General features: G+C 72.1%; 17 protein-coding genes and 1 pseudogene. 9 read left to right on the plus strand and 9 right to left on the minus strand.

Features of this window, described 5'->3' with window-relative positions; all coding sequences use genetic code 11:
- Positions 1–9 precede the first annotated feature (9 nt).
- From ACIP82_RS04355 to ACIP82_RS04375, 5 genes are all read left to right on the plus strand, one after another.
- Complete coding sequence (locus ACIP82_RS04355) at positions 10–2,856, plus strand: type I polyketide synthase (RefSeq protein WP_400650708.1); 2,847 nt, start codon at positions 10–12, stop codon at positions 2,854–2,856.
- Positions 2,853–3,962 carry an alpha/beta fold hydrolase gene (locus tag ACIP82_RS04360; RefSeq protein WP_400650710.1) on the plus strand — a complete coding sequence of 370 codons (1,110 nt, stop codon included), beginning with the start codon at positions 2,853–2,855 and terminating at the stop codon, positions 3,960–3,962. Before ACIP82_RS04355 ends, ACIP82_RS04360 begins: the two co-directional genes overlap by 4 nt.
- A gap of 28 nt (positions 3,963–3,990) precedes the next feature.
- Positions 3,991–4,407 carry a nuclear transport factor 2 family protein gene (locus tag ACIP82_RS04365; protein WP_363605150.1) on the plus strand — a complete coding sequence of 139 codons (417 nt, stop codon included), beginning with the start codon at positions 3,991–3,993 and terminating at the stop codon, positions 4,405–4,407.
- Positions 4,408–4,949: 542 nt separating this feature from the next.
- Entirely contained in the window at positions 4,950–10,700 is a 5,751-nt protein-coding gene (locus ACIP82_RS04370) for a beta strand repeat-containing protein (RefSeq protein WP_400650713.1), read from the plus strand.
- A gap of 608 nt (positions 10,701–11,308) precedes the next feature.
- Complete coding sequence (locus ACIP82_RS04375; RefSeq protein WP_400650715.1) at positions 11,309–13,549, plus strand: Ig-like domain-containing protein; 2,241 nt, start codon at positions 11,309–11,311, stop codon at positions 13,547–13,549.
- A gap of 156 nt (positions 13,550–13,705) precedes the next feature.
- Here the strand turns inward: ACIP82_RS04375 and ACIP82_RS04380 are convergent, their stop codons facing one another.
- Both ACIP82_RS04380 and ACIP82_RS04385 read right to left on the minus strand, forming a co-directional pair.
- The gene (locus tag ACIP82_RS04380; protein ID WP_400650717.1) at positions 13,706–13,978 is read right to left on the minus strand and encodes a hypothetical protein; all 273 of its coding nucleotides are present in this window, start codon (positions 13,976–13,978) and stop codon (positions 13,706–13,708) included.
- A gap of 300 nt (positions 13,979–14,278) precedes the next feature.
- Positions 14,279–14,854 (minus strand): TetR/AcrR family transcriptional regulator, encoded by a 576-nt coding sequence (locus tag ACIP82_RS04385; RefSeq protein WP_400650719.1) that lies wholly within the window; start codon positions 14,852–14,854, stop codon positions 14,279–14,281.
- Positions 14,855–15,065: 211 nt separating this feature from the next.
- Here ACIP82_RS04385 and ACIP82_RS04390 point away from each other — a divergent pair, with 211 nt between their 5' ends.
- Entirely contained in the window at positions 15,066–16,487 is a 1,422-nt protein-coding gene (locus ACIP82_RS04390) for an MFS transporter (RefSeq protein ID WP_400650722.1), read from the plus strand.
- 47 nt (positions 16,488–16,534) lie between these two features.
- Here ACIP82_RS04390 and ACIP82_RS04395 read toward each other — a convergent pair whose 3' ends face one another.
- On the minus strand, positions 16,535–17,266 hold the full coding sequence (locus ACIP82_RS04395) for a CocE/NonD family hydrolase (protein WP_400650724.1): 732 nt from the start codon (positions 17,264–17,266) through the stop codon (positions 16,535–16,537).
- Between the two features lie 345 nt (positions 17,267–17,611).
- On the opposite strand from ACIP82_RS04395, the gene ACIP82_RS04400 reads away from it, so the two are divergent.
- Positions 17,612–18,052: a hypothetical protein gene (locus tag ACIP82_RS04400; protein ID WP_363608491.1), complete on the plus strand. Its 441-nt coding sequence runs from the start codon at positions 17,612–17,614 to the stop codon at positions 18,050–18,052.
- A gap of 50 nt (positions 18,053–18,102) precedes the next feature.
- Positions 18,103–18,339 (plus strand): annotated as a pseudogene (locus tag ACIP82_RS04405) (response regulator transcription factor); the annotation flags it as partial.
- Here the strand turns inward: ACIP82_RS04405 and ACIP82_RS04410 are convergent.
- The 4 genes from ACIP82_RS04410 to ACIP82_RS04425 form a co-directional block, all read right to left on the minus strand.
- Positions 18,333–19,217 (minus strand): class I SAM-dependent methyltransferase, encoded by an 885-nt coding sequence (locus ACIP82_RS04410; RefSeq protein WP_400651147.1) that lies wholly within the window; start codon positions 19,215–19,217, stop codon positions 18,333–18,335. The pseudogene ACIP82_RS04405 and the gene ACIP82_RS04410 sit on opposite strands and share 7 nt — an antisense overlap.
- A gap of 124 nt (positions 19,218–19,341) precedes the next feature.
- On the minus strand, positions 19,342–19,941 hold the full coding sequence (locus ACIP82_RS04415) for a cysteine hydrolase family protein (RefSeq protein ID WP_400650726.1): 600 nt from the start codon (positions 19,939–19,941) through the stop codon (positions 19,342–19,344).
- Positions 19,938–21,029: an isocitrate/isopropylmalate family dehydrogenase gene (locus tag ACIP82_RS04420; RefSeq protein WP_400650728.1), complete on the minus strand. Its 1,092-nt coding sequence runs from the start codon at positions 21,027–21,029 to the stop codon at positions 19,938–19,940. The genes ACIP82_RS04415 and ACIP82_RS04420 overlap by 4 nt, the downstream gene beginning before the upstream one ends.
- 28 nt (positions 21,030–21,057) lie before the next feature.
- The gene (locus ACIP82_RS04425; RefSeq protein WP_363608486.1) at positions 21,058–21,591 is read right to left on the minus strand and encodes an EF-hand domain-containing protein; all 534 of its coding nucleotides are present in this window, start codon (positions 21,589–21,591) and stop codon (positions 21,058–21,060) included.
- 184 nt (positions 21,592–21,775) lie between these two features.
- Between ACIP82_RS04425 and ACIP82_RS04430 the strand changes: the two genes are divergently transcribed.
- On the plus strand, positions 21,776–22,129 hold the full coding sequence (locus ACIP82_RS04430; RefSeq protein ID WP_400650730.1) for a hypothetical protein: 354 nt from the start codon (positions 21,776–21,778) through the stop codon (positions 22,127–22,129).
- Here the strand turns inward: ACIP82_RS04430 and ACIP82_RS04435 are convergent.
- Both ACIP82_RS04435 and ACIP82_RS04440 read right to left on the minus strand, forming a co-directional pair.
- Positions 22,089–23,303 (minus strand): CMD domain-containing protein, encoded by a 1,215-nt coding sequence (locus tag ACIP82_RS04435; RefSeq protein ID WP_400650732.1) that lies wholly within the window; start codon positions 23,301–23,303, stop codon positions 22,089–22,091. The genes ACIP82_RS04430 and ACIP82_RS04435 overlap by 41 nt on opposite strands.
- 136 nt (positions 23,304–23,439) lie before the next feature.
- Complete coding sequence (locus tag ACIP82_RS04440; RefSeq protein WP_363608482.1) at positions 23,440–24,471, minus strand: LLM class flavin-dependent oxidoreductase; 1,032 nt, start codon at positions 24,469–24,471, stop codon at positions 23,440–23,442.
- Between the last annotated feature and the right edge of the window lie 8 nt (positions 24,472–24,479).

A 24,479-nucleotide genomic window follows, 5' to 3' on the forward strand; every position in this document is an offset into this window, starting at 1 on the left:
GACCGAACCATGGCGGAGCAGGAGGAAATCCGCACCTACCTCAAACGCGCCGTCGCCGAGATCGAACGGCTCCGCGAGCGCCTGAGCGCCGCCGAGGCGGGCCGCGACGACCCCGTGGCCGTCATCGGTTTCGGCTGTCGGCTCCCCGGCGGGGTCGCCTCACCGGCCGACCTCTGGCAGCTGGTCGTCGACGGCCGCGACGCCGTCACCCCGTTCCCCGACAACCGGGGCTGGCCTCTCGACACGCTGTTCTCCCCCGACCCGGACCACTCCGGCACCTCCTCCACCGGGCACGGCGGCTTCCTCTCCCGCCCGCAGGACTTCGACGGGAGCTTCTTCGGCATCACCCCGCGCGAGGCCCTCGCCATGGACCCACAGCAGCGCATCCTGCTCGAAGTGGCCTGGGAGTCCCTCGAACACGCCCGCGTCGACCCGGCCTCACTGCGCGGCAGCAACACCGGCGTCTACGCCGGGGTGTCCTGGCAGGACTACGGGGAGGGCTCCTGGAGCGACAGCCGCGTCGAAGGACACCTCGTCACCGGAAGCGCCGTCAGCGTCGTCTCCGGCCGGATCGCCTACCTGCTCGGGCTGGAGGGCCCCACCCTCTCCGTCGACACCGCCTGCTCCTCCTCGCTGGTCGCCATCCACCTCGCCCGCCAGGCCCTGCGCGAGGGCGAGTGCTCCCTCGCCCTCGCCGGCGGCGTCACCGTGATGGCCACCCCGCGCCCCTTCATCGGCTTCTCCCGCCAGCGCGGCCTGGCCGCCGACGGCCGCTGCAAGGCGTTCTCCGACGCCGCCGACGGCATGGGCATGGCCGAGGGCGCGGGCCTGCTGGTCCTGGAGCGGCTCTCCGACGCCCGGCGCCACGGCCACCCCGTGCTCGCCCTGCTCCGGGGCTCCGCCCTCAACCAGGACGGCGCCAGCAACGGCCTCACCGCCCCCAACGGACCGGCCCAGCAGCGGGTCATCCGGCGGGCGTTGGCGGACGCCGGGCTGACCCCCGCGGAGGTCGACGTCCTGGAGGCGCACGGGACGGGAACCAAGCTGGGCGACCCGATCGAGGCGCAGGCCGTCCTCGCCACCTACGGGCAGGGCCGCCCGCCCGACCGCCCGCTGCTGCTCGGCTCGCTCAAGTCCAACATCGGCCACGCCCAGGCCGCCGCCGGGGTCGCCTCCGTCATCAAGATGGTCCTGGCCATCCAGCGGCGGACCGTCCCCCGCACCCTGCACGCCGACCGGCCGAGCGCCTACATCGACTGGTCCGCCGGCGCCGTGGAACTCGTCACCGCCGCCAGGCCCTGGCCGGACAGCGGCCACCCCGCGCGGGCGGCGGTGTCCTCCTTCGGCATCAGCGGCACCAACGCCCACCTCATCGTCGAAGAGGCTCCCCCGGTCGAGACCCCGCCCGCCGAAGCCCCGGCCACCCGGACCCACGACCACGACGGCCCGGTACCCTGGCTGATCTCCGCCAGGAACACCGCCGCCCTGCACGCCCAGGGCGCACGCCTGGCCGACTACGCCGAGGCCCACCCGGGGCTGCGGCCCGCGGACGCCGCCACCGACCTCGCCACCACCCGCGCCCTGCTGCGGCACCGGGCGACCGTCGTCGCCGCGGACCGCACCCAGCTCCTCGGCGCCCTGCGCGCACTCGCCGAGGGCCACCCGCACCGGCGCCTGGTGATCGGCACGGCCGGCCGCAAACCCGGCGGCACGGTCTTCGTCTTCCCCGGCCAGGGCGCCCAGTCCTCCACCGGGGGGCGGCAGTTGTTCCACAGCTCGGCCGCGTTCCGGGAGCAGTTCGAGGCCTGCGACCGGGCCCTGCGCCCGCACATCGGGTGGAACCTGAGCGACCTGTTCGGCACCGACCCGCCCACGGTGGACCTCGCGCAACCCGACATCGTCCAGCCACTGCTGTTCGCCACCATGGTCGCGCTGGCGGCACTCTGGCGCGGCCACGGCGTCGAGCCGGACCTCGTGATCGGGCACTCCCAGGGCGAGATCGCCGCCGCGTACACCGCCGGCGCCCTCACCCTCGACGACGCGGCCGCGCTGGTCGCCCTGCGCAGCCGGGCGCTCGGCCGGATCGCGGGCACCGGCGGCATGGTGACGCTCCCGCTGTCCCTCGACCGGACCGAGGCCCTGCTCGCGTCGTGGCGCTCCTCGCTGTCCGTCGCCGCGGTCAACAGCCCCGCCTCGGTGGTCGTCGCGGGCCCCGACGACGACCTGGAGCAACTCCTCCACCACTGCCGGACCGAACGGATCGGTGCCCAGCGCCTCCTCGTCACCGTCGCCGCGCACACCTCGGCCATCGAGGCCGTCCGGCCCGAACTGCTGGCCGCCGCGGCCGGCCTGCACCCCCGCAAGGGCACCATTCCCCTGCACTCGACCATCACCGCCGAACAGATCGACCACCAACTCCTGGACGCCGCCTACTGGTACGCCAACATGCGCGAGCCGGTCCGGTTCGACGAGAGCATCCGCGCCCTGCTGACCGCGGGCTACCGCTACTTCGTCGACCTCGGCCCCCAGCCCATCCTCGTCCCGGCCGTCACCGAGACCTACCACGCCTACCGCGCCGCCCACTCCGCGACGGGGCGCGGCGATCCGGTCACCGTCACCGGCACGCTGCGCCGCGACAGCGACGAACCCGCCGAGTTCCTGCTGGCCCTGGCCACCCTCTGGGCGGCCGGCGCCACGGTCGACTGGACCCCGGCGCTCCCCGGCGGCTCCGTCCTCCCGGCGGACCTCCCCACCTACCCGTTCCAGCACCACGCCTACTGGCTGACCCCCGGAGCCCCCCTGCCACCTGAACGCAACCGTGCCACCGCCCCCGACCGCATAGAAGGCAGACCATGAACCAGGAATCCGCCGCCACGTCCGCGCCCATGCAACTGGGCCTGATGATCTCCCTGGTGAAGACACACGCCTCCGCCATCTCCGACCTCCCGGTCGAGCAGATCGACAGCCACCAGCTCTTCCCGGAACTCGGCTTCGACTCCCTGATGACGGTCCGGCTGGTCAACAGCCTCGAACAGAGCACCGGGCTCACCCTCGAACTCGGCGTGGTCAGCGAGAACCCCACCCCGGCCGACCTCGCCGCCTTCCTCTGCGCGGCCCTCGCCCGGCGCGAGCAGCCCGAGCCGGCCGCCCCGCCACCGCAGGCCGACGGCATCGGCGCGCTCTTCCGGCAGACCGTCGACGCGGGCCGAGCGGTCGAGGCGCTCGACTTCCTGGCCGCCGCCGCCCGGCTGCGCCCCCGGTACACCGGCGCCGACGACGCGGGGCCCCCGCCACCCCCGGCCCGTCTCTCCCGCGGCACCGAGAGCAAGAAGATCATCTGCCTGGACTCGCTGGGCCCGTTCGTCGGCAACTTCACCTACGGGCGCTTCGCCAAACGCTTCCTCGGCACGCACGACCTCTACGCGCTCCGCTACCCGGGTTACGCGGGGTCGGACCCGGTGCCCGAGTCGCCCGCCGCCCTGGGCAAGGCCATGGCCCCCGCGGTGGAGCGCTGCGCCGACGGCGCCCCGTTCGTGCTCGTCGGGTACTGCTCCGGCGGCTGGGCCTCCCTGCTGGTGGCCGCCGAACTCGAATCCCGCGGCGCCGGGCCGGAGGCGATCGTGCTGATCGACACCCCCGTCCCCGAGGACCTCTCCGACGAGGTCTTCAACGGCGGGACGAAGTCCCTGCTGGCCTCCTGGCCGGACGTCGTCTCGCTGGAGACCCCGGCACTCACGGCCTTCGGCTGGCACTACAGCATGCTCCGGGGCCAACCGCTCCCCGCGGTCACCACCCCCGTCTTCTCCATCCGGGCCACCGAGCCCCTCCCGTACACCGACGGCGTCCGGCTGAACAACCGCTGGCCCGACAGCCTGAAGAGCGCCGACGTGGCGGCCGACCACTACTCGATCATGGTCACCCACGCGGCCGACGCCGCGGACCTCACCGCCCAGTGGATCTGACCCCCGCCCCCTCCCAGGAGGAGCCCCGATGACCGGCACCGAGATCTTCGGACGGCTGATGGACGCCGTCAACGACAAGGACATCGATGGCGCGGCCAACTGCTACAGCGAAGACGTGCACTACGCGGAGCCCGGGATCAACTGCGACCTCCACGGCCGCGACCAGGTCCACCGGCTGTACACGTCCTGGCTCACCAACGCCGATCTCAAGGCCAGACTTGACGACGCCTTCACCGCCGGGGACCGGGGCGCGTTCGTGTTCACCATGACCGCCACCGTCGTCAAGGAAATCGCCGGCCTGTGGCCTGCCGACAGCGTCGGCCGGACATTCTCGGTACCGGTCGCGGTCATCGCCAGGCTGGACTCCGACGGCCTCATGTCAGAGGCCGTCTACCACTGGGACACCATGACCATGCTCTCCCAACTCGGACAGATTCCCGGCTGATCCGCCACGGACGGCGCGATCCGGAGTCGCACCTGCTCCGGGCCGCACCGCCGAGCACCACCCCCACAGGGCCCCGCCGAATGCCGGCGGGGCCCTGCCGCACGTTCGGACGCCCCGGCATCCGGCCGGCCCCGGGCCGACGAAGCGTCAGTCGGCCGACGGGGTGGGCCCGGTACCGCCATTCGGCAAACCCTCCGACCGGTCCGGTGCGGCAAGCACGGCAAGCAGCCCCACCCCAGCGCCGTTGATATGAATTTCTGCGCCCGAATAGGTGGCCCGACCCCACCGGTGCGATAGCACAGCAGGCCGAGAAGCCCATAGCTAATGCGCTGTGCTTCTTTCCGCCCTGACAGCCGACTGGTACGGCCGGGGTGGATACGGCTTGAGATCGGCGTTTCGCGTGCTACGGGAAGGCACCCGGCCCAGAGCAATCGTGGGGGCCGCCAACGGTCGGCGCGAAGGCGGCCTTCATAGAAATCCACGCGGGTTGCGCTGCCCTTGCCGGCCGCCCCCGCGTTCATGACGAGTTGAGGAGAACCTCGATGAGAGTCGGCAAGGTGCGAGGGTCGTCAAGAGCCTCGGCGAACGGCGTCACCGCCGTGGCCGAGCGTCTGGCGAGCCTGGTCAGAACCACGACCACCACATTCCGGGGCCTCGCGGCGCTGGTGACGACCGTGGCCATGGCGGCGGCACTCGTCGTCGTCTTCCCGACGACCGTGCCGGCCGCGGTCCGTGCGCCGTCCCTGGCACTGGTGAAGACCTCCGCGCAGTCGTCCTTCAGCGCGGCCGGCCAGACGATCGACTACTCGTTCCTGGTAACGAACAACGGCACCGATCCCCTGTTCAGTGTCGCGGTCACGGAGACGGCGTTCTCCGGAACGGGTACTCCCCCATCGATCTCCTGTCCGTCCACCAGCCTGGCACCCGGCGCCTCGATGACCTGCACGGCGTCGTACACCACGACCCAGGCGGACGTCGACGCCGGCAGCATCACCAACACCGCCACCGCGACCGGGCAGCCGAGCGCCGGCCTCCCGGCCACCTCTCCGCCGTCCACCGTCACCGTGCCCGCCGCGCAGAGCGCCGCCCTCTCCGTGGTGAAGTCGGCCACGCCGTCGAACGTCAGCGCCGCCGGCCAGACCATCGACTACTCGTTCGTCGTCACCAACACCGGCAACGTCGACCTGACGAACGTGGGCGTCACCGACACGGCGTTCTCCGGCACCGGCACCCCGCCGTCGATCTCCTGCCCCTCCACCTCGCTCGCGGTGGGGGCGTCGATGACCTGCACCGCCGGCTACACCGTCACCCAGGCCGACATCGACTCCGGCGCCATCAACAACACCGCCACCGCCACCGGCACCCCACCCACCGGCCCACCGGTCACCTCGCCACCCTCCACCGCGACCGTGGTCACCACGCAGAGCCCCGCACTCACCCTGACCAAGACCGGCAGCGTGAACGGCGGAGGCGGAGGCGGCAACAACGGCGGTGGCAACAACGGCGGCGGCAGCAGCGGCGGCGGCAGCAGCGGCGGCAACTCCCGCCCGGCGCTGAAGACGAACCGCGCAGCCGGCGACACCATCGACTACTCCTTCGTCGTCACCAACACCGGCAACGTGGACCTGACCAACGTGAACGTCACCGAGACGGCGTTCTCCGGCACCGGCACCCCGCCCTCGATCTCCTGCCCCTCCACCACCCTCGCCGTCGGCGCGTCGATGACCTGCACCGCCACCTACACCGTCACCCAGGCGGATGTCGACGCGGGCTCCGTCACCAATACCGCCACCGCAACCGGCACCCCACCCGCCGGCAGCCCGGTCACCAGCCCGCCCTCCACCGCAACCGTCCCCCTCACCCAAACCCCCGCCCTCACCCTGACCAAGACCGGCAGCGTGAGCGACGGCGGCGGCAGCAGCGGCGGCAACTCCCGCCCGGCACTGAAGTCGAACCGCGCAGCCGGTGACACCATCGACTACTCGTTCGTCGTCACCAACACCGGCGACGTCGACCTGACGAACGTGAGCGTCACCGAGACGGCGTTCTCCGGGACGGGTACTCCCCCCTCGGTCTCCTGCCCCTCCACCACCCTCGCGGTCGGCGCGTCGATGACCTGCACCGCGACCTACACCGTCACCCAGGCGGACGTGGACGCGGGCTCCGTCACCAACACCGCCACCGCAACCGGCACCCCACCCACCGGCAGCCCCGTCACCTCCCCGCCCTCCACCGCCACCGTCCCCCTCACCCAAACCCCCGCCCTCACCCTGACCAAGACCGGCAGCGTGAGCGACGGCGGCGGCAGCAGCGGCGGCAACTCCCGCCCGGCACTGAAGACGAACCGCGCAGCCGGTGACACCATCGACTACTCGTTCGTCGTCACCAACACCGGCGACGTCGACCTCACCAACGTGAGCGTCACCGAGACGGCGTTCTCCGGCACCGGCACCCCACCCTCGGTCTCCTGCCCCTCCACCACCCTCGCCGTCGGCGCGTCCATGACCTGCACCGCGACCTACACCGTCACCCAGGCCGACGTCGACGCAGGCTCCGTCACCAACACCGCCACTGTCACCGGCACCCCACCCACCGGCAGCCCCGTCACCTCCCCGCCGTCCACCGCGACGGTTCCCCTGACCCAGACCTCCACCCTGACCGTGACCAAGTCGGCCACGCCATCGACCGTCACCGCCGCCGGCCAGACCATCAACTACAGCTTCGTGGTCACCAACACCGGCGACGTCGACCTCACCAACGTGAGCGTCACCGACACCGCGTTCTCCGGCACCGGCACCCCGCCGTCGATCTCCTGCCCGGCCACCACCCTGGCACCCAACGCCTCGGTCACCTGCACCGCGACCTACACCGTCACCCAGGCCGACATCGACTCCGGCGCCATCAACAACACCGCAACCGCCACCGGCACACCCCCCAGCGGCACCCCCGTCACCAGCCCCCCCTCCAGCGCCACCGTGACCGCCACCCAGAACCCCGCACTCACCCTGACCAAGACCGGCAGCGTGAACGGCGGAAGCGGCGGCGGAAACAACGGCGGTGGCAACAACGGAGGCGGCAGCAGCGGCGGCAACTCCCGCCCGGCGCTGAAGACGAACCGCGCAGCCGGCGACACCATCGACTACTCCTTCGTAGTCACCAACACCGGCAACGTGGACCTGACCAACGTCACCGTCACCGAGACGGCGTTCTCCGGCACCGGCACCCCGCCGTCGATCTCCTGCCCCTCCACCACCCTCGCCGTCGGCGCCTCGATGACCTGCACCGCGACGTACACCGTCACCCAGGCGGATGTCGACGCGGGCTCCGTCACCAACACCGCCACCGCAACCGGCACCCCACCCACCGGCAGCCCCGTCACCTCCCCGCCGTCCACCGCCACCGTCCCCCTCACCCAGACCCCCGCCCTCACCCTGACGAAGTCAGCCTCCCCGTCGACCGTCACCGCCGCCGGCCAGACCATCAACTACAGCTTCGTGGTCACCAACACCGGCGACGTCGACCTCACCAACGTGAGCGTCACCGACACCGCGTTCTCCGGCACCAACACCCCGCCGTCGATCTCCTGCCCGGCCACCACCCTCGCGGTCGGTGCCTCGATGACCTGCACCGCCACCTACACCGTCACCCAGGCCGACATCGACTCCGGCGCCATCAACAACACCGCAACCGCCACCGGCACACCCCCGAGCGGCACCCCCGTCACCAGCCCGCCCTCCAGCGCCACCGTGACCGCCACCCAGAACCCCGCACTCACCGTCACCAAGACCGGCACCGTCAACGGCGGAGGCGGCGGCGGAAACAACGGCGGTGGCGGCGACGGCGGCGGCAACAACGGCGGCGGCAACAACGGCGGCAACTCCCGCCCGGCGCTGAAGACGAACCGCGCAGCCGGCGACACGATCAACTACAGCTTCGTGGTCACCAACACCGGCAACGTGGACCTGACCAACGTCACCGTCACCGAGACGGCGTTCTCCGGCACCGGCACCCCACCCTCGGTCTCCTGCCCCTCCACCACCCTCGCCGTCGGCGCCTCGATGACCTGCACCGCGACCTACACCGTCACCCAGGCGGACGTGGACGCGGGCTCCGTCACCAACACCGCCACTGTCACCGGCACCCCACCCACCGGCAGCCCCGTCACCTCCCCGCCGTCCACCGCGACGGTTCCCCTGACCCAGACCTCCACCCTGACCGTGACCAAGTCGGCCACGCCATCGACCGTCACCGCCGCCGGCCAGACCATCAACTACAGCTTCGTGGTCACCAACACCGGCGACGTCGACCTCACCAACGTGAGCGTCACCGACACCGCGTTCTCCGGCACCGGCACCCCACCGTCGATCTCCTGCCCCTCCACCACCCTGGCACCCAACGCCTCGGTCACCTGCACCGCCACCTACACCGTCACCCAGGCCGACATCGACTCCGGCTCGGTCACCAACACCGCCACCGCCACCGCCACCCCACCCACCGGCACCCCCGTCACCAGCCCCCCCTCCACCGCCACCGTGACCGCCACCCAGAACCCCGCACTCACCGTCACCAAGACCGGCACCGTCAACGGAGGCGGCAGCAGCGGCGGCAACTCCCGCCCGGCGCTGAAGACGAACCGCGCAGCCGGCGACACCATCGACTACTCCTTCGTAGTCACCAACACCGGCAACGTCGACCTCACCAACGTGAACGTCACCGAGACGGCGTTCTCCGGCACCGGCACCCCGCCGTCGATCTCCTGCCCCTCCACCACCCTCGCCGTCGGCGCCTCGATGACCTGCACCGCGACCTACACCGTCACCCAGGCGGACGTGGACGCGGGCTCCGTCACCAACACCGCCACCGCAACCGGCACACCCCCCAGCGGCACCCCCGTCACCAGCCCGCCCTCCACCGCCACCGTCCCCCTCACCCAAACCCCCGCCCTCACCGTGGTCAAGACCGGCAGTGTGAACGGCGGAGGCGGCGGTAACAACGGCGGAGGCGGCAACAACGGCGGCGGCAACAACGGAGGTGGCAACAACGGAGGTGGCAACAACGGCGGCGGCAGCAGCGGCGGCAACTCCCGCCCGGCGCTGAAGACGAACCGCGCAGCCGGCGACACGATCAACTACAGCTTCGTGGTCACCAACACCGGCAACGTGGACCTGACCAACGTGAACGTCACCGAGACGGCGTTCTCCGGCACCGGCACCCCACCGTCGATCTCCTGCCCCTCCACCACCCTCGCCGTCGGCGCCTCGATGACCTGCACCGCGACCTACACCGTCACCCAGGCGGATGTCGACGCGGGCTCCGTCACCAACACCGCCACCGCAACCGGCACCCCACCCACCGGCAGCCCGGTCACCTCCCCGCCGTCCACCGCCACCGTCCCCCTCACCCAGACCTCCACCCTCACCCTGACGAAGTCAGCCTCCCCGTCGACCGTCACCGCCGCCGGCCAGACCATCAACTACAGCTTCGTGGTCACCAACACCGGCGACGTCGACCTCACCAACGTGAGCGTCACCGACACCGCGTTCTCCGGGACGGGAACTCCCCCGTCGGTCTCCTGCCCGGCCACCACCCTGGCACCCAACGCGTCGATGACCTGCACCGCGACCTACACCGTCACCCAGGCCGACATCGACTCCGGCTCGATCACCAACACCGCCACCGCCACCGCCACCCCGCCCAACGGCAGCCCGGTGACCAGCCCACCCTCCACCACCACCGTGACCACCTCGCCGACCTCGCCGAGCGCGGGGCTCACCGTGGTGAAGACGGCCACGCCGACGACCGTGAGCTGGGCCGGCCAGACCATCGACTACTCGTTCGTCGTGACGAACACGGGCAATGAGAACCTCACCAATGTCGCGGTCACGGACACGGCGTTCTCCGGAAGCGGTGCTCCCCCGGCGATCTCCTGCCCCTCCACCACGCTGGCGGCCGGCGCGTCGATGACCTGCACGTCGAGCTACACCGTCACCAAGGCGGACATCAGGGAAGGGTGCATCACCAACACCGCCGTTGCCACCGGCCTCACTCCCGGGCGGCAGACGGTCACGTCGAGCCCCTCGTCGGCGACGGTGACGGTCACCGCGCACGTCCCCTCGCCCCGCCCGACCAAGCACCCGGTCCCGCCGGAGCACCTGCCCCCGACCGGCGCCGGGAGCATCCCGCTGGCCGTGACCGTGGGCGCGGTGCTGCTCGGTGTGGGTGGGCCGCTCCTGATCGTCAGCACCAGGAGGCGGCGCCGCCTGCGGGCCGCCGCCGAGGAGGGAACGGAGTAGACCGAGTGATCCACTGAACGGCCCTACCGGCGGCCCGGAGACGAACAGTCTCCGGGCCGCCGTCGTCGTGCCGGGCCCCCGGCGGCCGGTTCGCCCCGGGCCCGGCTCCGGCGCTTCCCTGTGGCCGGGGCCGGTTTTCGGTTTTCGTGGAATGGATGGCGGCCCCGACTTGCGCATGGGCGGCACGCCGGGTATGGGGAATTGACGAGCGATCATGCTCTCCTCAGTACAATCGTGCGTGCACTGTTCAAGGTCTGGCATATCTGCGCGTTAAAACCGCAGATCAGCCAATTCATGCGAATAGTCGCGTTCGCTGCGCTCGTGCGATCCGAATCGACCGCCAGTTCCCCCGGAGGGAGCCGCGGTCAAGTCCGGATCCCGAAAGCACCGCCCTGGGTGTACCGGCCTGAGGATGCACAAATGATCACGAGATTCTCCATAGCCTGACCGGCGCCGCCGGCGCGCCGAGACGCGCGCACAGGCCATCCGAGCAATTCGGGTCGGCGAAATCGGACAGTGACAACCTCCGCCCCGTTCCGCCGCTCGACCGCGCCACTGACGGTCGAACAGCCGGGGACGGACATTGCTGGATATCCCTAGGAGAAGCGATGCCCTTGCTGGCGATGATGCGGCCCGTATACAGACGGGCCGTCGTCGTACTGACCGCGGTCGCGGCCATGCTGATCTACGGCGGGCAGACGCCTGCGTTCAGCGCATCGATCAACGCGATCACCGGCGTCACCACCACCTGGCCCGGTTCGCCCTCGGCTCCGCTCCAGAACGGGACGCCGGTCACCAGCCAGATCACCTGGTGTGTTCCGAACGGCAGCCACGCGGGTGACACGTTCTCGATCGCCATGCCGCCGGAGCTGGTGAACTTCCCCTCCGGTACGCAGAACGTACTGGACAGCACCGGCGCGGTCATCGGTACCGCGACGATCTCCGGCAACCCCGCCGTCATCACGTACACCATGGGTTCGTACGTGGAGACGCACACGGACGTCTGCGGGACGACCACGGCCAGCGCGCAGTTGTCGACCGGTGAGACCGGCTCGCAGAACCTGGTCTACACGACGAACGCCGGGGTGAGCTTCACCACCCCCGTCACCATCATCCCCAATCCGCCCCGGGACCCCACCCAGCCACAGAAGTACGGGATCATCTACAACGGCACGGCCTTCCCGGCCACCAACATCGTCTGGGTGATTCACACCCCGGCGAGCACCACGGCCACCACCGCGCTCATCACGGACACGGCCCAGGCGGGCCAGGCCTTCAACTGCGCCGCCTTCGTCCCGGGGCTGACGCTCCCCTACTCGACGAACCCCGCCTCCACGATCAGCCAGCAGAATCTCAACACCACCACCAACCAGTTGGGCGGTGACGTCACCTACACCGGCACCGCGACCCTGAACTCGTGCACGGCGGCCGGCCTCTCGGTCACCGTCACCGTCCCGGCGAACACGAGTGTCGGCATCCTCATCCCGGTGACGGTCACCGACAACGCCCTCCAGCAGTTCTCGAACACCGTCGTGATCACCATGGGGAACGGCAGCCCGACGAGCACCGGCACCGCGCTCGACAACCCGAGCTGGAACAACACCGGGAACGGGAACAGCATCTCGGTCATCAAGTTCTCGACCGCGGACGGCCCGACGGCGGGCGACTACGACACCGCCCCCGGCAAGCCGGTCGACCCCAACACCCCGATTCCCGTCACGATCACCATCACCAACATCGGTTCGACCAGCCTCAACAACGTCACGGTGACCGACACGACCAGCTCCGGGCCGGCGCTGACCGGCCTGACCTGTGACTTCTCCGCCCTGGGCGGTCCGGCCACCGGCACAACCTGGGCCGGGCCCTTCCTGGCCGGCACGACGTTCAACTGCACGGGGACCGTGCCGGGCATGCCGCCCGGCACGCAGGAGACCGACACCGCGACGGTCACCGCCACCGACACCTCGGGCGCCCAGGTCACGGGCTCCGACAACTTCAACGCATCGACGCCCCCGGCCGCTCCGGCGCTGACGATCGCCAAGTCGGTGACGCCCACGACGGTGTCCGCCGCCGGCCAGACCGTCACCTACTCCTTCCTGGTGACCAACACCGGGAACGTCGCCCTCACCGGCGTCGAGGTCACCGAAACGGCCTTCTCCGGCACCGGCACCGCCCCGACGGCCACCTGCCCGCAGACCACCCTCGCCCCCGGCGCCTCCACCACCTGCACCGCCACCTACACCGTCACCCAGGCCGACGTCGACGCCGGCGCCATCACCAACACCGCCATCGCCACCGGCACTCCGCCCAGCGGCGCCCCCGTCACCTCCCCGCCCTCGAACGCCGAGGTCACGGCGGTGCGGACGCCGATGCTGACGATCGCCAAGTCGGTGACGCCCACGACGGTGTCCGCCGCCGGCCAGACCGTCACCTACTCCTTCCTGGTGACCAACACCGGGAACGTCGCCCTCACCGGCGTCGAGGTCACCGAAACGGCCTTCTCCGGCACCGGCACCGCCCCGACGGCCACCTGCCCGCAGACCACCCTCGCCCCCGGCGCCTCCACCACCTGCACCGCCACCTACACCGTCACCCGGGCGGACATCTCCGCCGGCACCATCCTCAACACCGCCATCGCCACCGGCACTCCGCCCAGCGGCGCCCCCGTCACCTCCCCGCCCTCCAACGCCGAGGTCACGGCGAAGGTGCCGCCCGTCGGGTCGCTCCCGAGCACCGGCGCCACCACGCTGCTGTACGGGACCGCGGCGGCTCTGCTGCTCGCCCTCGGCGTGCTGGCCGTGTCCGCCCGAGGACGGCGCCGCCCGTCGCTCCACTCCGACGAGAGGTAGCAATCACCCCCTGACGGACAGTCGGGACAGCACCGGGGCGGCCCGGGGGCTTCACGCCTCCGGGCCGCCCCTCCGCGTGCGCCGGGGGGGGTGCCCGGACGACGCGCGGCTGCCCCGGGCCGAGGCCCGGGGCAGCCATGGGGAGGTGGGAGAAGGTCAGCCGCCGCTGATGCCGGTCTCGGTGAAGTTGCCGCCGACGCCGTTGGCGCCGATCGCCAGGGCGGCGCTGAGGAAGGAGGCACCGCCGGGGCCGAAGTCGACATCGGTGATCTGGATGGCGCTACCGTTCGGGCCGACGGCGAATGCCCCCTTGTCGAAGTTCGCCACGGGGATGTGGTCGGCCTCGTGAGCCGAGGCGATGGTCGCCCCACCGATGACGAGCGGGAGGGAGAGAGCGGAGACGGCCAGGACGCGGTGCACAGTGCGCATGAGGAAAAGCCCTTCCAGGCATTGAAGTTGATGAGCAGTCAGATCGCCGCGAACTGGCGACCCTTCACTATCTACGCACGCGCGCATACGGGCTGCCACCGGAGACCGCCGTCCGGGGCACCCGATTGGCGCCAATCCGGGCCAGACTCCCCCGTTCGGCCCCGCGACCCGGTCCGGCGGCGGGGTCGCGGGGCCGGAAGAACCCCGCACCACCACCCGAACGGCGGCGTCCGCCGCATCCGGGGCCGGGCAGGGACCGGCGCGACGGCGGGCGGGCGGCCGTGGTGCTCGGGCGAGGGGTCAGGCCGTGGTGCGGATGCCGTCCAGGGCGATGGACAGGACGCGGTCGCGCTGCTTCTCGTCGGCGAAGGAGACCGAGCCGACGCCGGAGACGAGGCGCAGCAGATCGTCGATGCTCATGTCGGCGCGCACCTCGCCGGCCGCCTGGGCCCGGTGGAGCAGCGGTGCGCTCGCGTCGTACATCAACCTGCGGCAGGCCACGAAGACCTCCGTCTCCTCGCCCGCCAGGGCCTCGCGGATCGCGCGCTTGGTCAGGGCGTGGGCGACGAAGCGGCGCAGCCAGTCGGAGAGCGCCTCCCATGGCGGCTCGGCGGACAATTCCTCGGCGGCCAGGCTGAGTTCGCCGACCTCGTCGGCGTAGACCGTTTCGAAGAGGTGCCGGCGGGTGGGGAAGTTGCGGTAGAGGGTGCCGATGCCGACGCCGGCCCGGCGGGCGATGTCCTCCAGGGACGCCTCGGCCCCGTGTTCGGCGAAGGCCTCGCGGGCGGCGGCGAGCAGCGCGTCGAAGTTGCGCGCGGCGTCGGTGCGGCGCGGACGCCGGGCCGCGAGGAACTCGCTGACGACCTGTTCCGTCACGGGGGTCTCTTTTCGGACAACGGGTTGAAGCGGAGGTTCACCTCCACTAATGTGGAGGCATGCCTCAACTTTACCAGTGAGGCCCGGGCTTCGCCCTGCCGCCACGTGCGGCCACCGCCGTCGGCCACCACACGCCGCCCCTGCCCGACTCTCCGGCATCCCCTCCCCTCCGGCGTCCCGCCTCCCGCGTCCCACGTCCCGAGAAGGTTCGATGAACCGCCAGTCCAACCGCCGTACCTTCGGCGTTCTCGCCACCGGCGCGGGTGTGTTCGCCCTGCTCCAGTCGCTGATCGCGCCCGCCCTGCCGACCGTTCAGCAGGCGATGCACACCTCGCAGGCCACGGCCACCTGGGTGATGACCGCCTATCTGCTCTCCGCCTCGATCTTCACGCCCATCCTCGGCCGGATCGGCGATCTCGTCGGCCGGAAGCGCACCCTCGTCGCGGCACTCGTCGCGCTCCTGGTCGGCTGCCTCGTCGCCGCCCTCGCCCCCAACATCACCGTGCTGATCGTGGCCCGGGTCGTCCAGGGCATCGCCGGGGCACTGTTCCCGCTCTCCTTCGGCATCATCCGCGACGAGTTCCCCGCCGCGCGGGTGCCCACGGCCATCAGCAACCTCTCCGCCGTCATCGCGGTGGGCAGCGGTCTCGGCATGGTGCTGGCCGGACCGATCGTCGGCGCGCTGGACTACCGCTGGCTGTTCTGGTTCCCCGTGATCATCGTCGCGATCACCACCGTCATCGCCCACCGCTTCGTCCCCGAGTCGCCGCACCAGGCCGAGGGCAGCGTCAACTGGCTCGGCGCCGTGTTGCTCTCGGGCTGGCTGGTGGCGCTGCTGCTGCCCGTCAGCCAGTCCTCGAAGTGGGGCTGGGGCTCCCCCGCCGTGATCGTCCTGCTCCTGGCGGCCGTCGTCCTCTTCGCCCTCTGGGCCCTGGTCGAGGCCCGCTCCCGCCACCCGCTGATCGACCTGCGCGTCATGCGCCTGCCGGCGGTCTGGACGACCAACACCGCCGCGCTGCTCTTCGGTGGCGGGATGTACGCGGTCTGGGCGTTCCTGCCCGGCTTCACCCAGACCCCCTCGTCGGCTGGCTACGGCTTCGCGTCGAGCGTCACCGGCGCCGGGCTCCTGATGCTGCCGATGCTGGTCACCATGTTCGCCGCCGGCGTCCTCAGCGGCCGGCTGGCCGGCCGCTTCCCCGCCAAGGCGCAGCTCACCGTGGGCGCCGTGCTGGGCGCGGCGGCCTGCGGGATGCTCGCCGCCTGGCACGGCCGGCCGTGGCAGATCGCCCTGGCGGCAGGCGTGTTCGGGATCGGCATCGGTCTGGCCTACGCCTCGATGAGCATCCTCATCGTCCAGAGCGTGCCCGCGGCGCAGACCGGCGCGGCCACCGGGATGAACGCCAATATCCGCACCATCGGCGGCTCGGTCGGCACGGCCCTGATGACCGGTCTGGTCACCGGCCGGCTCCAGCCCTCCGGTCACCCCTACGCCTCGGGCTACACCAACGGTTTCGCCCTGCTCGCGCTCTTCTGTCTGGCGGCCGCCCTGGCCGCCTTCCTCGTGCCGGCCCACCGTGCCGTCCCGGTCGTGGTCGCCGGCTCGGCCCCGAAGCCGGAGAGTGTGCGGAACTGACCGCGCCGCTCCCGCCCGGGGCGGGAGCGGCAGGACAGGGGCAGGCGCTAACCGACCACCGGCAGCTCCACGAAGGAGGGCCGCACGGCGCCGTGGCCGATCGTGTAGGCGGCCCGGCCGTCGGCCGGCCGCAGCTCGAAGGAGTCGGGGTTGGCGGCCGCGACGGTGAGCCGGATCCGGTCGCCGGCCCGGAAGAGGACGGAGGTCGGCTGCGGGTCCAGGGTCACCTGCCGGGGCCTGCCCTGCGGGAACGGCGCCGCGTCGGTGCTCGTGTAGCCGCGGGCGGTGCGCAGCCGGCGCCAGTCCGGGTTCTCCCGGCGGGAGGTGGTCGCCCGGTCGGCGAGGGCGAGTTGGCCTTCGGTGAGGTAGGTGACGCGGCCGTCCGGTGCGACGTGCTCCAGGTAGACGTGCAGTGCGCCGTCGCTCGCGCCGCTGATGCCGGTCACGTCGAGGGTCACTCGCCCGAGGCCGGTCACCCGGGTGTCCTGGCGGACCGGCGGGCTGTCGTAGCTGAGCAGTTCACGGTCGACGGCGGCGCGGTCGGGGTAACTGACCGGGGCGCCGCTGAGGTTGGTGTTCCAGCGGTCCGACGGGCCGGTGCCCGCGGTCGGGCTGAGGCGCAGCAGGTCGGCGTCCGGTCCGGCGGCGGTGGCCGTCGGGCGCTGCCGGGTGAGCGCGTTCCCGTCGGCCAGGTAGAGCCGCTCGGTCCGGGTGCCGGCCACCGGCCAGCGGGTGGTGGCGCGCCAGGTGCCCTCGTTCAGGGTGTAGTAGTGCAGCACCCGGTCACCGCCCGAGCTGCGGGGTGAACGGTGTGCCGCCCCCCGGTCAGTGGCGCGAAGCCGGTGAGCGGATTCCTCAACGACCTTGCGTCCCAGTGTGAATGACGCCACCTCAGCGCCTCGGCCCGCCATCAACCCGAGTGGCCGGACGCCGGGCGCCGGCCGTCCTGGGCCGCTCATGACAGGCGGATCAGGCCAATTGACGGCCGGTTATCGGCGCGAGGGTGCCCCCTCGGCCGGAAACCTGTGGACCGCCCGGCGGAGCCTGCCATGATGCCCGAAGAACGATGTGACATGTCACAGTGCTCTCGGTGTCCGCCGGGCGCACGAACGAGGGAGGAACCCATGAAGCGTCTCGCCGCCGTACTGGCCGGCACCGCCGGCCTGGCAGCCCTGATCGGCACTCAGACCGCCGTCGCCGCACCCGTCTCCGGGCCGGAGTTCACCGGCGTCATCACCTGCGGGAGCCCGGGCGCGCCCGGCTTCCTGCTGACCAAGGCCTGCATCGAGGTCACCGGCAACCAGGTGAACCTCTACGGGCACGCCGCCCCGACCAGCCCCGGCTGGCAGGACCAGCAGGTCAGGTTCAAGCTCAGCGGCGCCGTGATCGGCAGCCCCCCGTTCGGCGGCGTCAACCCGACCACCCTGGTGACCGCCGGCGGCAACTACGTCAGCGGCATCACCACCACCGCGCCCTGCGGAGCTACGGTGACCGTCGAGTTCAGCGTGGACCAGTGGGGCTGGCCGCCGTCGACGGCGACCGCCTCGACCGTCGTGAGCTGCTGAGCCGGGCCCGACACCACACCGGGTAGGGGCGGGCGACCGCCCGCCCCTACCCCCGTGCCCCGCACAAGGAGCGGGTCGGCGACGACCTGACGGAGCGCGAGACCGAGGTACTGACGCTGATCGCGTAGGGCCTGTCGAACGCGGAGATCGCCACCCGGCTGGTCGTCGCGGAGCAGACCGTGAAGTCCCGTGCGAGCCGCATCCTGGTCGAGCTCCAGCTGCGCGACCGGACCCAGGCGGCGGTCTTCGCCTACGGGACGGGGCTGGTGCGCCCGACCGGCTACTGAAGAAGCCGCACTCCTCCCGGCCCGGCCGGGGGGCGTACCGCCACCGCCCGGGGCTTGTCCGCGAACACCCACCGGTTGCTCGCCAACGCGTCGTTCGGCTCGGGGAGTGGGCCGCGCCCGTGGTGCTGGGTGAAGTCGAACGGGGTGTGCAGCGAGGTGGCCCAGCCCCGGCGCGCCAGCGCGCCGGCCGAGTCGGGCCGCGGCTCCCCGTCGAACAGGTCGAGCAGGTCGACGCCGATCTGCTGCTTCGTCGAGCGGTAGACCGGGTTGTCGCGGACCTCCGGCGACTCGCCGCCGAGCTTGACCTCGAACGCCAGCGTGCTGCCGGCGGCGCTCAACCCGTCCACCGCGTCGATGAGGTACCGCTCGGCGGCGTTGGGCAGATAGAGCAGCAGCCCCTCGGCCAGCCAGGCGCTCGGGGCGGTCGGGTCGAAGCCCGCGCCGGTCAACGCCCCGGCCCAGTCGGTGCACAGATCCGCCGCGATCGGCACCCGCACCGTCTTCGGGGCGGCGCGGAGCCCGTCGAGCACCTGGTGCTTGAACGCCAGGACGTCCTCGGTGTCGACCTCGAAGACCGTGCAGCCGGGGGGCCAGTCGAGGCGGAAGGCCCGGCTGTCCAGCCCCGCCCCGAGCAGGACCACCTGGCGGGCGCCGGCCCGCACCGAGCGGAGGAGGGCGTCGTCGAGGACTCTCGTCCGCAGGCCGAAGTAGCGCCCCAGCCGCCCCCAGAGCGGGTTCGCGTCCCCGCCGGGAACGTGCTCCAGGCGGACCGGCCAGTCGGCGGAGGCCCGTGCGGAGCGCACGAAGTGCTCGGCGTAGACATCCCTCGCCAGGGCGTTGTGACGGTGACTCTCGATCGCCCGGGCCGCGGCGACCATCAGGGCGGTCAGGCCGACGCCCCCTTCCACCCCGGCGGTCAGGGCCGGTCCGGAAGGCCGTGCCACCCCGGAGGACGGCGCCACGGGGGTGCGAATCGCTGTGCCGATCATGACTGTCCTCCCCTCAGGTGAGCCGGGACCACGAGGCCGGCTGTTCATGGGTGGTGCACCGGGCGCCGTAGACGAGACTCATGAACCGCAGGACCTCGTCGTCCGGCAGGTGCAGGCTGGTGGTGCAGTCCGTCAGCACCGTCACGTGAAAACCCTTCTGGAACGCCGTCCGGGCCGTGGAGTCCACGCAGACGTCGGTGTACAGGCCGGCGAACACGAGATGCCCGGTGCCGCGCCGGACGAGGTGCTGCTCGAATCCGTCGCTGAGGAAGGCGTCGAAGCACGCCCGCTTGGTGAAGACCCGTTCGCCGGGCGCCGGTGACACCTTGTGGAACTCGGCGCCCCACGAACCGTCGAGGCACTTCGGCTTCTTGCCCAGGGCGGCGTCCCGCTGCCGCCAGCTCGGCCCCTGGTGCGCGACGTCCCCGACGAACCGCACGAAGACGACCTCCGTGCCGTGCTCCCGTGCCAGGTCGACGGCTCGCGCGGCGTTCGTCGTCACGGCGTCCAGCGTCGCGGGGTCGCCGCGGTAGCGGGCGAGGGCGGTCGGGCCCGCGCAGAAGTCGTTCTGGACATCGACGACGACCAGCGTCGTGCCCTCCCGAGAGGTCATGACCCGGAGACCCGGGTGGCACCGGCGGCCGGCGGCCCGTCGGGCCCGTCCGGCTCCAGCGCGTCGAGCAGCGCCTCCACCACCTCGGTGGTGGAGTTCCGTCCGCCGGCGTCCGGGGTGAGAACACCCCGCTTCACGACGGACTCGAGCGCCTGCTCCACCGCCCGCACCGCGCCGGTACAGCCCGCGTGCCGCTCCGCGATCGCCGCCGCGGCCCGCACGGTCGCCACCGGATTGACCGTGTCCCGCCCCTCCAGGGCGTCGGCGGAGCCGTGCACGGTCTGGTACTCGACCAGTCCGGCCAGGTCGGGGTGGAGGTAGACGTTCTCCGTGCAGCAGTTCTCCTGCCGCTCGGAGCCGAAGCGGTCCAGCAGGACCACGTGCATGATGTCGGCCCACTCGTTGCCCGCGACGATCACGGTGCGCGCCGACGGCCCGTGCTCGATCAGATTGCGGTTCACCGTGTCCGGCTGGAACAGCCGGATGTCCACGCCGTGCCGCCCGGCGCTCTCGGCCACCCAGGTGTCGAGAGCGCCGTCCAGCAGATGGAACTTGTAGGCCATGACGACCTGGCCGACCTCGCCGTCGGGCCACTCCTGCCGCGCGCGCCGCAGGGCGTAGGAGATGACCTTCTCGGTGATCTCCCGGCTGAACGTCATGGTGCGGGTGACCAGGCCCGGGGAGTGCTGGTTCTCACCGGTGTAGAAGCCCTGGGCCTCGTCCCGGACCAGCAGCAGTGATCCGCCGCCGGTGGCTATGAGATCGACCTTGACCGCCTGCAGCCGCTGCCGGACCAGGTACAGGGACTGGGCGTTGATCGCCGTACGGAAGATCACCGGGACACCGCTGTCCGCCTGGGCCCGGCAGAACCCCTCGTAGTGCTCGGCGTCCTCCCGGGTGAGCTCACGGACCCGATCGCTCCCGCCCTCGGCCCGCAACGAGGCGTACGAGTGATACGTTCGCGGCGAACGGACGACCTCGATGTCGACCGCGTGCAGCTGGGCGAGCCTGGCCAGGACCCGTTCGAAAACGGCCGCGACTTCCGCCCCGGTGCCGCGGCCGACCGCAAGTCCGATAACCGACTTCATTGCTCTCCTTCGTCCTCGGATTCCTTCATCAGCGCGCCACGCGCCCCACCAGATGGTCACCCGGAATTCCGGCCTTGTCCGGACGGTAATAGTCCTTGATGCCGTCGGCCCACGTCGCCGCCTCGATCCGGTCCGAATCCGTGGGAGCGAAAGCGTCGAAAAGGGCGTCGATGTTCGCGCGTTCGAAGCCGATGGCCACCATCAGCGCCACAAAGGCTGGGCGCTCGATGAGCCCGTCGCCGTCCGGATCCCCCAGCGCGGCGAGCGACTCCGCGAACTCGCTGATCGTGGCGTCGAAACGCTGCGGCGCGAGCACGCAGGCGGCGTACTCGTCGAAGGTGATCCGGCCGTCGCGGTTGGAGTCCAGCTCGGTGGCCAAAGTCGTCCAGTACCGCCGGAAGGCGGCCAGCATCGCGTCTCTCGCCGCACCGTCTGAATCGGGTGCCGCCTCGACCACACGACCTGCCATAAGAGCGAAATCATCTGCCTCGAGAAGGCCGTTTCCGTTGGCGTCGAGCAGGGAGAAGACGAGCTTGACGCGACTGACCGCCTCTGTGCGCACAGATCCGCCGCCTTTCTTTTGGCCGACCCGTTGCGGGGCAGCGCGGATGGAATGGTGAAATATCTGTCTCACTATCCAGCCGGCCACCGGTCTACCCCGGAGGAATCCGGTTCAATTCACTCGATCGAGGGAATTGGGCGCGCCGGTCCCGGGCATCCACCAAAGTTGTGCGTCGGTCGGCACAGTGCAGCCGTCGATCCGGCTGCGCCGCCGGATGCCCGACGAGCACGGGCGGCCCGGCCGCCGGATCGTCGAGGCGCCGAACGCCGAACACGTCCACGGCCCCCGCCTGCGCGGGGGCCGTGGACGTGTGACCGTGGACGACTGGCGGCACCGGTGTGCCGACCCGGTCGGGCGCCTGGTCGCCGGCCACCTCGGCCCGGAGGAGACCCGCCCCCCGGTCCGGGGCGGCCCCGGGTTCCACGACAGCGTCGTGGCCGTCGTCGAGGAGGTCCTGGCCCGGGGCCGGCGGGTCGGGCCGGGTCGGGCGGCGCGGGTCAGGCGGCGTGCGGCACCCGCCGGGGCTCGCCGAGGGTGAGCATGAGGCGGTTGGCCCAGGCGAAGAAGGCGGTCGCCTGGACCAGGTCCACGATCTCCAGTTCGGAGAGGCCGAGGGCCCTCAGCCGGGCCAGATCGCCGGCGTCGGCCGTCGGCGCGGTGGTGCTGAGGCGCGCCGCGAAGGCGACCAGCGCGTCCCAGCGCGCTCCGAAGCCGGCCCGGGGGCCGTGGTCGAGCAGGCGCTGGACGTCGGCGCGGCGGTCGGCCAGCCGGGCGGCCAGCCGGCTGTGCACGGAGGCGCAGAACACGCAGCCGTTGACCCGCGAGGCCACCGTCGCGGCCAGTTCCCGCTCGGCGCGCGGCAGGCCTCCCGCACCGCGGAAGATGCCCCGGTCGGTGCCGGTGCGGTGCCGCAGGATGTGCGGATCGCGGGCCAGCAGACGGAAGTAGGGCCAGCTCGCGTCGGGCGAGGCGGCCAGGCCGGCGGACTGCTCCTCGGTGGCCCAGTCCGGGTCGAGCGGGGGCAGCCAGGGGTCCCATTCCAGCGTGTCGAGGGTGAACGGGATCTCGCCCTCGGGCAGTTCGGCACCGTCCGGGACCGGGCCCGCCGGTCCGTCCTGGCCCGGCCCGGGGTGCTGGGCGAGCAGGTCCAGGCCGTGCACCAGGCGGGCCTGGTAGGAGACGTAGGCGGCGACCTGGGAGAGGGTCACGGCCTCGTCGGCGCTCAGGCCCGCGTCGGCCAGCCGGCGGTGGTGGTCGGCGGTCGCGGCGAGCGGCGCACGGGCGAGCAGGGTGGCGTGGTCCAGCAGCGCGGCGGAGCGGTCGCCGGGGGCACCCCGGTCGGCCCGGCCGGCTCCGGTCGCGGCGGCGTCGACGAACGCCTCGGGGGCACCGGTCGCGACCAGTGCGGCCCGGTAGTGCCCGGCCAGCCGGCGGGTGGCCGGACCGCCGTCGTGCAGGGTGGCCACCCGCAGGGCGGCCTGGAGCCGTTCGACGGTGGTCAGCGTGGTCTGCGCGAGCCGCGGGTCGAACAGTGCGGTGTAACTGTCCTGGGTCCCGCTGACCACGTCGGGGCGCCGGGCCCGGGCGGCGGCCAGCGGGCCGTCCGCGGGATGGGGGACGAGAGCGGCGATCAGGTCGGCGCCTCGCTCGTCGGCTTCGTCGGCTTCGTCGGTACCGGCGTTCGTGGTGCCGCCGGGGGCGGTGGAGGTCATCGGCGCTCCAGTGGGTGCGGTGGGGGACGTTCGGTGGGTCCGCGGTCCGGCTCGGCGAAGGATCCGCCGGAGCCGCCCGTCGGTGGCCGTCACCGGTGACGGCCGTCGTGGCCGCCCGTGGACGGCGGCCCGCAGGTCAGGCCGCGCCGGTCCGGACGGCCGGCCGCCTCGGCTCGGCCCGCCGCCAGCCCAGGTGCGGGGCGACCCGGGTGGCGATCAGTTCCAGGGCCGCGATGGTCTGGTCGTGGCCGAGCCGGCCGGGGTGGGTCTGCACGATCAGCTCGCTCGCGTGCGGGACGACCTCGTCGCGCCGCAGCGAGGCGACCACCTCGTCCGGGTGGCCCGCGTGCACATGGGCGCGGGCGAGGTAGCCGTCCAGCGAGGTCACCGGCGGGAAGAGACCGGCGCCGACGCTCTGGTCGACGTTGTCGATCACGCCCTCCCGCAGCTGGGCGACGGCGGTCCGCCGGTCGACGGCCGGATAGACCGTCCGGGAGACCCCGATCCGGGGCGGGCCGGAGCCGCGCCAGCCGTCGAGATAGCTCTGGACCAACGGCAACTGGGCCTGACCGGTGGGGAGTTCCGTCCGGAAGGCGGCCTTGGCCAGCAGCAGGCCGTCGTGTTCGGCGGAGATCCGGGCCGCGCTTTCCGCACCGGTGGTGGACTGCCAGAGCCGGTCGAGGAGTTCCGGGCGCTCGGGCTCCAGCCGGCCCCCGCCGGGCAGCGGCCGGCCGGCCAGGGTGGCCCGGAGCAGGGACACCGCCTCGGCGTACTGCTCGCGGCGCCGCTCCGGGTCCACCCCGAAGGCGGTGAAGGTCCGCGGGTCGCCTCCGGTGCCGAGACCCAGGTGCAGGCGCCCGTCGCTGAGGGCGTCGAGAACGGCCGCGTCCTCGGCGACCCGGACGGGGTTCTCCGCGGCGATCAGCAGGACGGCGGTGCCGAGCCGGATGGTGCGGGTGTGCTGGGCGATGGCGCCGAGCAGCACCAGCGGGGCGGGCAGGCGGCCGGCCGAGGAGGCGAAGTGGTGCTGCGCGACCCAGCCGCTGTCGTATCCCAACTCCTCTGCGACAACGAAGAGTTCTGTGGTTCGGCGGTACAGTTCGGAGGCCGTGGCCGGGCCGCCGTCGTCGGAGTTGACGTGGGTCAGGAAACCCAGTCGCAGGCTCATCGCGTTCG

The organism is Kitasatospora sp. NPDC088548, assembly GCF_044753005.1.
Lineage (GTDB): Bacteria > Actinomycetota > Actinomycetes > Streptomycetales > Streptomycetaceae > Kitasatospora.

Bases quoted from the DNA above. Each gene is read 5' to 3' on its own strand.
- ACIP82_RS04435 (WP_400650732.1), bottom strand. From the start codon at position 23,303: ATGACCTCCACCGCCCCCGGCGGCACCACGAACGCCGGTACCGACGAA.
- ACIP82_RS04440 (WP_363608482.1), bottom strand. From the start codon at position 24,471: ATGAGCCTGCGACTGGGTTTCCTGACCCACGTCAACTCCGACGACGGC.
- ACIP82_RS04400 (WP_363608491.1), top strand. From the start codon at position 17,612: ATGAAGCGTCTCGCCGCCGTACTGGCCGGCACCGCCGGCCTGGCAGCC.
- ACIP82_RS04420 (WP_400650728.1), bottom strand. From the start codon at position 21,029: ATGAAGTCGGTTATCGGACTTGCGGTCGGCCGCGGCACCGGGGCGGAA.
- ACIP82_RS04355 (WP_400650708.1), top strand. From the start codon at position 10: ATGGCGGAGCAGGAGGAAATCCGCACCTACCTCAAACGCGCCGTCGCC.
- ACIP82_RS04380 (WP_400650717.1), bottom strand. From the start codon at position 13,978: ATGCGCACTGTGCACCGCGTCCTGGCCGTCTCCGCTCTCTCCCTCCCG.
- ACIP82_RS04375 (WP_400650715.1), top strand. From the start codon at position 11,309: ATGCCCTTGCTGGCGATGATGCGGCCCGTATACAGACGGGCCGTCGTC.
- ACIP82_RS04390 (WP_400650722.1), top strand. From the start codon at position 15,066: ATGAACCGCCAGTCCAACCGCCGTACCTTCGGCGTTCTCGCCACCGGC.
- ACIP82_RS04415 (WP_400650726.1), bottom strand. From the start codon at position 19,941: ATGACCTCTCGGGAGGGCACGACGCTGGTCGTCGTCGATGTCCAGAAC.
- ACIP82_RS04365 (WP_363605150.1), top strand. From the start codon at position 3,991: ATGACCGGCACCGAGATCTTCGGACGGCTGATGGACGCCGTCAACGAC.
- ACIP82_RS04410 (WP_400651147.1), bottom strand. From the start codon at position 19,217: ATGGTCGCCGCGGCCCGGGCGATCGAGAGTCACCGTCACAACGCCCTG.
- ACIP82_RS04370 (WP_400650713.1), top strand. From the start codon at position 4,950: ATGAGAGTCGGCAAGGTGCGAGGGTCGTCAAGAGCCTCGGCGAACGGC.
- ACIP82_RS04360 (WP_400650710.1), top strand. From the start codon at position 2,853: ATGAACCAGGAATCCGCCGCCACGTCCGCGCCCATGCAACTGGGCCTG.